Source organism: Streptomyces javensis, from assembly GCF_039525925.1.
GTDB classification, from domain to species: domain Bacteria; phylum Actinomycetota; class Actinomycetes; order Streptomycetales; family Streptomycetaceae; genus Streptomyces; species Streptomyces asiaticus.
In genome coordinates this window covers 1-11,937 of sequence record NZ_BAAAIF010000137.1, presented here as the reverse complement: position 1 = coordinate 11,937, position 11,937 = coordinate 1, and the positions used below count along the sequence as shown (strand labels likewise).

The 11,937-nt window shown below is 70.7% G+C and carries 1 protein-coding gene and 1 pseudogene; both read right to left on the bottom strand.

What is annotated here, in order from left to right; translation table 11 throughout:
- The coding region (locus tag ABD329_RS46395; protein ID WP_344318091.1) for a type I polyketide synthase at positions 1 to 1,744 on the bottom strand (1,744 nt) is incomplete at its 3' end.
- A gap of 271 nt (positions 1,745 to 2,015) precedes the next feature.
- A pseudogene (locus tag ABD329_RS46390) lies at positions 2,016 to 11,937 on the bottom strand (SDR family NAD(P)-dependent oxidoreductase); the annotation flags it as partial.

The following is an 11,937-nucleotide window of genomic DNA, read 5'->3' as shown; positions in this document are numbered from 1 at the left end:
CACGCTGAGAACCCTGACCCGAAAACACCACCCCAACCCGGCCATCACCACCCGTCCCGGAAACCACACCAGCCACAGCCCCGCCCACAGCCGCAGCCCTCAAACCCTCCAGCAACTCCTCACGACCACCGCCAACGACAGCCAGCCGGTGGGAGAAGGCAGTGGTCCGCGTCACTGCAAGGGAGAACGCCAGGTCCCTGGCCGCCACCTCCGGACGCGCCCTCACGAACTCCACCAGCCGACCCGCCTGCGCAGCCAACGCCGCACCGGACCGCGCCGACAACACCCACGCCACCGGACCCGAAGACTCCAGCCCCGGCTCCGAGGCAGATTCCACCTCATCAAGGTCAGGGGCATCCGAAACAGGGGCTTCCTGGGTGGGCTCCTCAACGATCACGTGGACGTTGGTGCCGCTGATCCCGAACGCCGACACACCCGCACGGCGCGGCTCAGCGCCCTCCGGCCACTCGCGAGGCTCGGTCAGCAACTCCACCGCACCGGCCGACCAATCCACATGCGAAGACGGGGCGTCCACGTGCAGGGTCTGCGGCAACACCCCGTGCCGCATCGCCTGCACCATCTTGATCACACCAGCCACACCAGCGGCCGCCTGCGTGTGGCCGATGTTCGACTTCACCGAACCCAACAGCAGCGGCCGACCCTCAGGCCGATCCTGCCCATAAGTCGCCAGCAACGCCTGCGCCTCGATCGGGTCACCCAACGCCGTACCGGTACCGTGCGCCTCCACCACGTCGACGTCGGCCGGCTGCAACCTCGCACTCGCCAGCGCAGCCCGGATCACCCGCTGCTGCGACGGACCATTCGGAGCCGACAGACCATTGCTCGCACCGTCCTGGTTCACCGCACTGCCGGACACGACCGCCAGCACCCGGTGCCCACGAGCACGGGCGTCCGACAGCCGCTCCAGAACCAGGACGCCGACGCCCTCGCCCCACCCGGTGCCGTCGGCCGCCTCCGCGAACGGCTTGCACCGGCCATCGCCGGCCAGCCCCCGCTGCCGCGCGAATTCGGCGAACGTGCCGGGCGAGGCCATGACGGTGACACCGCCGACCAGGGCCATCCCGCACTCACCGGAGCGCAGTGCCTGCACGGCAAGGTGAATCGCCGTCAGCGAGGAGGAGCAGGCCGTGTCGATCGACACCGCGGGGCCCTGGAGCCCCAGCGTGTACGCGATTCGACCGGACGCCACGCTCGCCGTCGTCCCGGTCATCCCGAAGCCGCCGGCACCGTCCTGGTCACCGAGCCGATATCCCGAGGCGATGATGCCCGCGTAGACGCCGGTGTCGGTGCCCTTCAGCGTGACCGGGGGAATTCCCGCGTCCTCCAGCGCCTCCCAGCACGTCTCCAGCAGCAGCCGCTGCTGCGGGTCCATCCCCAACGCCTCACGCGGACTGACCCCGAAGAACTCCGCATCGAAATCACCGGCGCCATCCAGGAAACCGCCCACTTGGGTGTAGGCCGGGACCTCGTCACCGGAGTCGGACGGGCCTGCCGCCTCCCAGCCGCGGTTCGCCGGGAAGCCCGACATCGCGTCGGTCCCTCCGGCGACCAGCTGCCAGAAGCCCTCCGGGTCCTCGACCCCGCCGGGGAACCGACAACCCATCCCGACGATCGCAACCGGTTCCTGCTCGCGGGCCTCTATCTTCCGTAGGCGTTCCTTGGTCTCGTATGAGTCGGCCGTTACCTTCTTCAAAAAGCTGAGGAGCTTCTCGTGCTCTGTCATCTCTGTCATTGGATTACGAAACTCCTAGCTCTTTAGCTATGAAGTCAAAGACTTCATCAGCCGAGGCCGACTCAAGTTTCTGGGCCGCGGTGTTTTCCGCCGCCGGCTCCTGGTCGCGCATCCACTTCGACAGCACGGTCCGCAGTCGGGCCGTGATATCGGAGCGCATTTCGCTGTCTGCGGGTACTTCGGAGAGAATCGATTCGAGCTGGGTCAGCTGGGTGAAGACCACCGGTTCCACCACCACATCCGCAACAATCTCCGGGCACAGGTGCCTGGCGAGATCGGCCGGTGTCGGGTGGTCGAAGACCAGGGTGGCGGGCAGGCTCAGGCCGGTCTCACTGGCGAGTCGGTTGCGGAGCTCCAGCCCGGTCAGGGAGTCGATGCCCATGTCCCGGAAGGCCCGCTGGGGATCGATGTCCCCTGGGCGGGCATGGCCCAGGACGACGGCGGCAGCGGCCCGGACGATCTCCAGGACCTCGTGCTCGCGATCGGCAGGGCTGAGCGCGGCCAGCCGGGCCGCCAGGCCGCTCCCGTCCGCGGCCGTGGCCTCGGCTGCGGTCGGACGTGCGGAGACACCGCCGGCGGTCAGCTCCCGCAGCAGCGGAGGCACCGCCCTTCCGCCGCGAGAGAACGCGCTCAGGTCGAGCCGGGCGGGGACCGCCAGCGGCGCGCCCAGCGCGGCAGCGGCCTCGAACAGTGCGAGACCCTGCTCGGTCGTCATCGGCTGAACACCGCCACGACGCAGCCGGGAGAGGTCGGCGTCGGCCAACTGGCCGGTGATCTCCGAGGTCTGCTCCCACAGACCCCAGGCCAGCGACTGACCGGCCAGCTGCCGGCCGTGGCGGTGGATGGCCAGTGCGTCCAGGAACGCGTTGGCGGCGGCGTAACTCCCCTGCCCCGGACTGCCCACCATGGCGGCGGCCGAGGAGTACAGCACGAAGCCGGCCAGGCCCGCGCCCTCGGTCAACTCGTGCAGGTTCCAGGCCGCATCGGCTTTGGCAGCCAGCACAGTTGCCATCCGCTCAGGTGTCAGCGACTCCACGGTGGCGTCGTCGATCACACCGGCGGCGTGCACGACCGCGGTCAGCGGCCGCTCGGCCGTAAGCCGCGCCAGCACCGAGGCGAGACCCTCGCGGTCGGCCGCGTCGCCGGCCTGCACCCGCACGCTCGCACCCGACTGCGCCAACTCGGCGACAAGGCGGGCCACGCCCGGCGCGATCGGACCGCGACGCGACATCAGCACCACGTGCCGCATGCCCCGGACGCTCACCAGGTGCCGGGCCACCTCCCCACCCAGCGTGCCGGTTCCACCGGTCACCAGGACGGTCCCCTGCGGGTCCCACTCGGCGGGGACGTTCAGCACGACCTTGCCCAGCTGCCGGGCCGCCTGGAGGTACCGCAGCGCCGCCACAGCCTGCGACAGCTCGAAAGTCGTCACCGACGGCGGGACCAACGTGCCCGCGTCGAACATGGCCCCGAGCTCGGCCAGCATCTCCGCGATCCGCGGCTCGCCCTTGTCCATCAGGTCGAACGCCTGGTACACCACCCCGGGGTAGGCCTCAGCAACCTCGGCGGCATCACGGATGTCGGTCTTGCCCATCTCGACGAACTGACCGCCACGCGGCAGCAGCCGCAGGGACGCGTCCGTGAACTCTCCGGCCAGGGCGTTGAGGACCACGTCCATGCCCTCGCCGCCGGTCACGGCCAGGAACCGCTCGCAGAAGTCCAGGTCACGGGTCGAGGCGATGTGACTTTCCTCAACGCCCATCGCGCGCAGCGCGTGCTGCTTGGCCGGACTGGCGGTCGCGAAGACCTCCAGCCCCCATGCCTTGGCCAACTGCACGGCAGCCGTGCCCACACCACCGGTGCCGGCGTGAATCAGCACCCGCTGGCCGGGACGGACCCGGGCCAGATCCCACAGCCCGTAGAACGCCGTCAGGAACCCGACCGGCACCGCAGCGGCCTGCTGGTACGACCAGCCCTGCGGGATAGCGGCCACCAGGCGGCTGTCCACGATCCCGACCGGACCCCAGCTGGGCACCAGCCCCATCACAGGCTGACCGACCGCCAGGCCAGTGACCCCGGGGCCGGTCTCCAGCACGACACCGGAGCCTTCCCCACCGAGGACCCGGCCGTCCGCGACCATCCCCAGACCGGTCACCACGTCGCGGAAGTTCACACCCACCGCTCGCAGACCAACCCGGACCTGACCAGCCGACAGCGCAGCCTCGGTCTCCGGAGCGTCGACGACGGCCGCACTGCCCAGGTCACCCGGCTGGGTCACCTCGACTCGCCAGCCCGAGCCACCGGGCAGTTCCAGTTCCCCGGACGCACCGGCCCGGGCCAGCCGACGACCGAACGCCACCGCACCCTCGCCGTCAGTGGAAGGACGGATGGAGACCTCGGGCTCCTCGGCGCCCAGTGCCACGGCCAGGACCATGTCCACGTCGGCGTCACGCGTCGGGTCCAGACCGGCCGCCGGGTCGACATCGACCAGCAGCAGACGACCCGGGTGCTCCGACTGCGCCGAACGCACCAGACCCGCCACCGCCGCACCGGCCAGATCCTGGCCGTCGGATGCGCCCTGGGTCCAGATCACCAGCCGCGCGTTGTCGGTCGCGGGGTCGGCCAGCCACTCCTGCACCCAACCCAGCACCGTCACGGCAGCCTGCTCGGCCGCCTGCGACGCCGAACTCCTGGCGGGAGCGGTAGGCACCGCAGCAACAACCACCGGTGCCATCCCGGAGCCACGCCGCGCCCACTGCACTGCGTCGGCCGGAGCCTGCACCGTCAGCGGCACCCAGTCCACCGTGAACAGCGACTGCCGCACCTGACGGGCCGAGCCGCCGAACTTAGCTGTCGGTATCTCCCGCAGCGCCAGCGACCGGACCTCCAGCACCGGCTGACCGACACCATCGAACGCCGTCACCGAGACGCCGCTCGCCCCACGGGCCAGGACCACCCGCAGCTGCCGGGCACCGCCCGCCAGCAGCCGAACCCCCGACCACGCGAACGGCAGACCCGTCCCCCCGCCACTGCCATCACTGGCGGCAAGGAGGCTGTGCAGGGCAGCGTCGAGCAACGCCGGGTGCAGACCAAACCCGGCAGCATCGGCTTCGACAGCCTGCGGCAGCTCGGCCTCGGCGTAGACGGTGTCCCCGGCGCGCCACACCTGACGCAGGCCCTGGAACGCCGGCCCGTAGCCGTAACCGCGCTGGGCAAAGCTCTCGTAGGCGTTGTCGACCGACAGCGGCTCCGCCCCCTCCGGCGGCCAGACAGCCAGCGGTGCCGGGACGGGCTCACCATCGGCCGGAGCCAGCACACCCACCGCATTCCGGACCCACTCGCCCTCCCCCTCACGGGAAGAGACCGTCACCGTGCGGCGGCCACTGTCGCCGTCACTGTCACCCACCTGGACCTGCAACTGCACGCCACCAGAACTGGGCAGGACCAGCGGCTCCTGGAGCGTCAGTTCGTCCAGGACACCGCAGCCGGCCAGGTCACCGGCGTGCACCGCCAGGTCCACGAACGCCGTGCCGGGCAGCAGAACCGTGCCGTGCACCGCATGATCGGCCAGCCACGGCATCGTGGACAGCGACAGACGACCCGTCAGAACCAACCCATCGCCCTCGGCCAGCCACACCGCCGCCGCCAGCAACGGGTGACCGTCGCGCTGCTGACCAGCCGACGCAACATCACCACGACCGGCGACTGCCTTCGGCCAGTAGTGCTGATGCTGGAACGGGTACGTCGGCAGGGCAACCTTCTGCGCCCCGCCAGCGGTGACCGCTGCCCAGTCGACCTCGACGCCGGCCGCGTACAGACCGGCCAGTGCGCGCAGGGCGGTCTCCGCCTCGTCCTGGTCGGCGCGCAGTGCCGGGACCCAGGTGTCGGTCTCGGCCATCGCCGACAGCGCACCATCCGGACCCAACTCGGCAAAGACGCTCATGCCCTGGGCACGCATCGCCTCCACCACGTCGTGGAAACGCACCGTCTCCCGCACATGCCCCACCCAGTAAGCGGGATCGGTCACATCCGCACCCGGCGCACCCGACACCAGCGGAATACGCGGCTCGCGGAAGGTCACCCCCGCCAGGACCCGGCCGAACTCCTCCAGCATCGGATCCATCAACGGCGAGTGGAACGCATGACTGACCCGCAACCTGCGCACCCGCCCACCCCGCTCCCGCCACAGCTCCACCACCTCCCCCACCACGCACTCCACACCCGAAATCACCACCTGACGGGCACTGTTGACCGCGGCGACCGCCACCCCCTCACGCCCGGCCAGCAGCTCGGCGACCTGCTCCGCCGACGCCTCCAGGGCCGCCATCGCCCCACCGGTCGGCAACTCCTGCATCAGACGGCCACGCGCCGCCACCACCGCACACGCATCCGCCAGATCCCACACCCCGGCCACATACGCCGCCGTAACCTCACCAATCGAATGCCCCGCCACACACTGCGGAACCACACCCCACGACGACCACAAACGGAACAACGCCACCTGCACCGCAAACAACCCCGCCTGCGCGAACACCGTCTGATCCAACTCCACACCACCCCCCGCGATCACCTCACGCAACGACCCCGGCAGCAACCCCTCCAACCCAGCACACACCTCATCAAACGCCCGCGCGAACACCGGGAACACCTCATACAGACCCAGACCCATCCCCACACGCTGAGAACCCTGACCCGAAAACACCACCCCAACCCGACCATCACCACCCGTCCCGGAAACCACACCAGCCACAGCCCCGCCCACAGCCGCAGCCCTCAAACCCTCCAGCAACTCCTCACGACCATCGCCAACGACAGCCAGCCGGTGAGAGAACGCAGTGGTCCTGGTGACGGCCAGCGAGAACGCGAGATCCTTAGCCGCGACCTCCGGACGCGCCCTCACGAACTCCACTAGCCGACCCGCCTGCGCGGCCAACGCCGCACCGGACCGCGCCGACAACACCCACGCCACCGGACCCACCGGGTCCGGAACATCCTGATCATGAGCATCCAGGACCTCGGCCTCCTCGGCGGGCTCTTCGAGGATGAGGTGGACGTTGGTGCCGCTGATCCCGAACGCCGACACACCCGCACGACGTGGACTCGAACCGGCCGGCCACTCGCGAGGCTCGGTCAGCAACTCCACCGCGCCGGCCGACCAGTCCACGTGCGAGGACGGGGCGTCCACGTGCAGGGTCTGCGGCAGCATGCCGTGGCGCATCGCCTGCACCATCTTGATCACACCAGCCACACCAGCCGCAGCCTGCGTGTGACCGATGTTCGACTTCACCGAACCCAGCAGCAGCGGCCGGCCCTCGGGACGGTCCTGCCCATAAGTCGCCAGCAACGCCTGCGCCTCGATCGGGTCACCCAGCGCTGTACCCGTGCCATGCGCCTCGACCACATCGACATCACCCGGCCGCAACCTCGCGCTGGCCAGCGCAGCCCGGATCACCCGCTGCTGCGACGGACCATTCGGCGCCGACAGACCATTGCTCGCACCGTCCTGGTTGATCGCGCTGCCTGCCACGACCGCCAGCACCCGGTGCCCACGCTCACGGGCGTCCGACAGCCGCTCCAGAACGACCATCCCGACGCCTTCGCCCCAGCCAGTTCCGTCAGCCGCCTCGGCGAACGGCTTGCACCGGCCGTCAGCAGCAAGGCCGCGCTGCCGTGCGAACTCCGTGTAGGTCCCCGGCGTGGCCATCACCGTCACGCCACCGGCCAGCGCGATGCCGCACTCGCCGGACCGCAGCGCCTGCGCCGCCAGGTGAATCGCCGTCAGCGAAGACGAGCACGCCGTGTCCACCGAAACCGCAGGACCCTGAAGGCCCAGCGAATACGCCACCCGACCCGACCCCACGCTCGCCGTGGTCCCGGTCATCCCGAAGCCGCCGGCACCGTCCTGCTCACCGATCCGGTATCCCGACGCGACGATGCCCGCGTAGACACCGGTGTCGCTGCCCTTCAGCGTTCCCGGCTCGATGCCGGCGTCCTCCAGCGCCTCCCAGCAGGTCTCCAGCAGCAGCCGCTGCTGGGGGTCCATGCCCAGGGCCTCGCGCGGACTGATCCCGAAGAACTCCGCGTCGAAGTCGGCAGCGCCGGCCAGGAAGCCACCCACCGGGGCGTACGCCGTGCCCGACGTACCAAGCTCGGACGTGCTCGGCGTCTCCCAGCCGCGGTTCGTCGGGAAGCCCGTCATCGCGTCGGTCCCTCCGGCGACCAGCTGCCAGAAGCCCTCCGGGTCCTCGACCCCGCCCGGGAACCGGCAACCCATACCGACGATGACCACCGGCTCGTCGGTGCCGACACGGACCGCCGGCACGACCGCCGTCCCGGCGACCTCGGTGGTGCCGCATGCCTCTGCCACGAGGTAACGGGCGACCTCCAGCGGTGTCGGCTGGTCGAAGACCAGGGTGGCGGGCAGGCTCAGGCCCGTCTCGGCCGAGAGCCGGTTGCGCAGCTCCAGGCCAGTCAGGGAGTCGATGCCCATGTCCCGGAAAGCCCGCTGGGGATCGATGTCCCCGGCACGCTCGTGGCCGAGAACGACGGCGGCAGCCGCCCGGACGATCTGCACAACCTCCTGCTCGCGCTCGGCAGGAGTGAGTGCGGCCAACTGGGCCGCCAGGCCACCCGCGTCCGCAGCCGCAGCAACGGCCGCGGTCCGGCGGGCAGGAGCGCCAACGGCCAGAGCCCGCAGCAGCGGGGGCACCGGTCGACCCGCCCGGGACAGCCCGCTCAGGTCGAGCCGGGCGGGAACCGCCAACGGCGCACCCAATCCAGCGGCGGCGTCGAACAGCGCCAGACCCTGCTCCGTCGTCAGCGGCTGAACACCGCCGCGGCGCAGACGGGTCAGGCCGGCGCCCTCCAGGTGCCCCGTCATCTCCGACGCCTGGGCCCACAGGCCCCAGGCCAGCGACTGGCCGACCAGCTGTCGGCCGCGACGGTAGACGGCCAACGCGTCCAGGAACGCGTTGGCGGCGGCGTAACTCCCCTGCCCCGGGCTGCCCATGACAGCCGCCGCCGAGGAGTACAGCACGAAGCCGGCCAGGCCCGCGTCCTGGGTCAGCTCGTGCAGGTTCCAGGCCGCATCGGCCTTGGCCGCAAACACGGTCGCCATGCGCTCGGGCGTCAGGGATTCGATCGTGGCGTCGTCGATCACACCGGCGGCGTGCACGACCGCGGTCAGCGGCCGCTCGGCCGTAAGCCGCGCCAGCACCGAGGCGAGGCCGTCGCGGTCGGCGGCATCGCCGGCCTGCACCCGCACGCTCGCACCCGACTGCGCCAACTCCGCGACCAGGCGCGCCACGCCCGGCGCGGCCGAGCCACGACGCGACATCAGCACCATGTGCCGCATGCCACGGACCTTGACCAGGTGCCGGGCCAACTCCCCACCCAGCGTGCCGGTTCCACCCGTGACCAGCACCGTGCCCTGACTGTCCCACTCGACGGGAACGTTCAGCACCACCTTGCCCACCTGCCGAGCCGCCTGAAGGTACCGCAGCGCCGCCACCGCCTGCGACAGCTCGAAACACGTCACCGGCGGCGGAACCAGCGTCCCAGCCTCGAACATCGGCCCCAGCTCGGCGAACATCTCGGCGATCCGCGGCTCGCCGGCGTCCATCAGGTCGAACGCCTGGTAGACCACCCCGGGGTAGGCCTCGGCGATCTCGGCGGCGTCGCGGATGTCGGTCTTGCCCATCTCGACGAACCGGCCACCGCGCGGCAGCAGCCGCAGCGACGCGTCCGTGAACTCCCCGGCCAGGGCGTTCAGGACCACGTCCATGCCCTCGCCACCGGTCACGCCCAGGAACCGCTCACAGAAGTCCAGATCACGGGTCGAGGCGATGTGACTTTCCTCAACGCCCATCGCGCGCAGCGCATGCTGCTTGGCCGGACTGGCGGTCGCGAAGACCTCCAGCCCCCACGCCCTTGCCAACTGCACCGCAGCCGTACCCACACCACCGGTGCCGACGTGAATCAGCACCCGCTGACCGGGACGGACCCGGGCCAGATCCCACAGCGCATAGAACGCGGTCAGGAAGCCTGCCGACACCGACGCGGCCTGCTGGAAAGACCAGCCCTGCGGAACCGGGGCAAGCAGACGACTGTCCACGATCCCGACCCGACCCCAACCCGACACCAGACCCATCACCGACTGGCCGACCGTCAGGCTGGTCACTCCGGGGCCGGTCTCCAGGACAACACCGGAGCCTTCCGCGCCGAGGACCCGGCCGTCCGAGACCATCCCCAGACCGCCGACCACGTCATGGAAGTTCACGCCCGCTGCACGCAGACCGACCCGGACCTGACCCGCCGCCAACTCGGCACCCGCCTCGGGAGCGTCGATGACAGCGGCACTGCCCAGGTCACCCGGCTGGGTCACCTCGACCCGCCAGCCCGAACCACCGGGAAGCACCAACTCCCCGGAGGTTCCGGCCCGGGCCAGCCGACGACCGAACGCCACCGCACCCTCGCCGTCAGCGGCGGGACGGATGCGAATTTCAGGATCACCAGCGTCCAGCGCCGTGGCCAGGACGGTCTCCACGTCGGCGTCACGCGTCGGATCCAGGCCGGCCGCCGGGTCGACATCGAGCAGCAGCAGACGACCCGGGTGCTCCGACTGCGCCGAGCGCACCAGACCCGCCACCGCCGCACCAGCCAAGTCCTCACCGACGGCTGCGCCCTGGGTCCAGATCACCAAGCGTGCGTCGTCGGTCGCGGGGTCGGCCAGCCACTGCTGCACCCAACCCAGCACCGTCGCGGCAGCCTGGTGTGCCGCCTGCGACGCCGAACTCCCGGCGGGAGCGGCAGGCACCGCAGCAACAACCACCGGGGCCATCCCGGAGCCGTGCCGCGCCCACTGCACTGCGTCGGCCGGAGCCTGCACCGTCAGCGGGACCCAGTCCACCGTGAACAGCGACTGCCGCACCTGACGATCAGACCCGCTCAGCTGACCCGCCGCAGCCTCACGCAGCGCCAACGACCGCGCGTGCAGCACTGGTTCGCCGACGCCGTCGAACGCCGTCACCGAGACGCCACCCGACTCACGGGCCAGCACCACGCGCAGCTGGCGGGCACCCCCGGCCAGCAGCCGAACCCCCGACCACGCGAACGGCAGACCCGTCCCGCCACTGCCATCACTAGCAGCCAACAGACCATGCAAAGCGGCATCGAGCAGAGCGGGATGCAAGCCGAACCCGGCAGCATCCGCTTCCGCAGCCTCAGGCAGCTCAACCTCGGCGAAGACGGTGTCCCCGGTGCGCCAGACCTGACGCAGTCCCTGGAACGCCGGCCCGTAGCCGTAACCGCGCTGAGCGAACGTCTCGTAGGCGTCATCGACCGGAACCGATTCCGCACCCGCCGGAGGCCAAACGGTCAGCGGTGCCGGGACGGGCTCACTGCCGGCCGGAGCCAGCACACCCACCGCATTCCGGACCCACTCGCCCTCCCCCTCACGGGAAGAGACCGTCACCGTGCGCCGGCCACTGTCGCCGTCACTGTCACCCACCTGGACCTGCAACTGCACGCCACCAGAACTGGGCAGGACCAGCGGCTCCTGCAAGGTCAACTCCTCCAGGAGACCGCAGCCGGCCAGGTCGCCTGCGTGGACCGCCAGGTCCACGAAAGCGGTACCGGGCAGCAGGACCGTGCCGTGCACGGCGTGGTCGGCCAGCCACGGCATCGCCGACACCGACAGGCGACCGGTCAGCACCAGCCCATCACCCTCGGCCAGCCACACCGCCGCCGCCAGCAACGGGTGCGCGTCGCGCTGCAAGCCGATCGACGAGGCGTCGCCGCGCCCGGTGACGGGCTTGGGCCAGTAGTGCTGGCGCTGGAACGGGTAGGTCGGCAGATCAACCTTGACCGCCCGGCTCTCGTCGGCGGTTGCCGCGGCCCAGTCCACCTCCACACCGGCGGTGTAAACACCGGCCAGCGCGGTCAGCCAGCGACCACGACCACCATCGCCACGCTGCAAGCTGCCCACGGCAACCAAGTCCTCGCCAGCCTGCGCGATCGCCAGACCCAGCACCGGATGCGGACTGACCTCCACGAACACCCGGTGACCCTCCGCCGCCAGCGCGGCGACCACCTCGCCGAAACGCACCGTCTGCCGCAGATTCCGGTACCAGTACCCACCATCCAACTCAGCCGTATCCACCACCCGCGCCTCGAGCGTCGAGTAG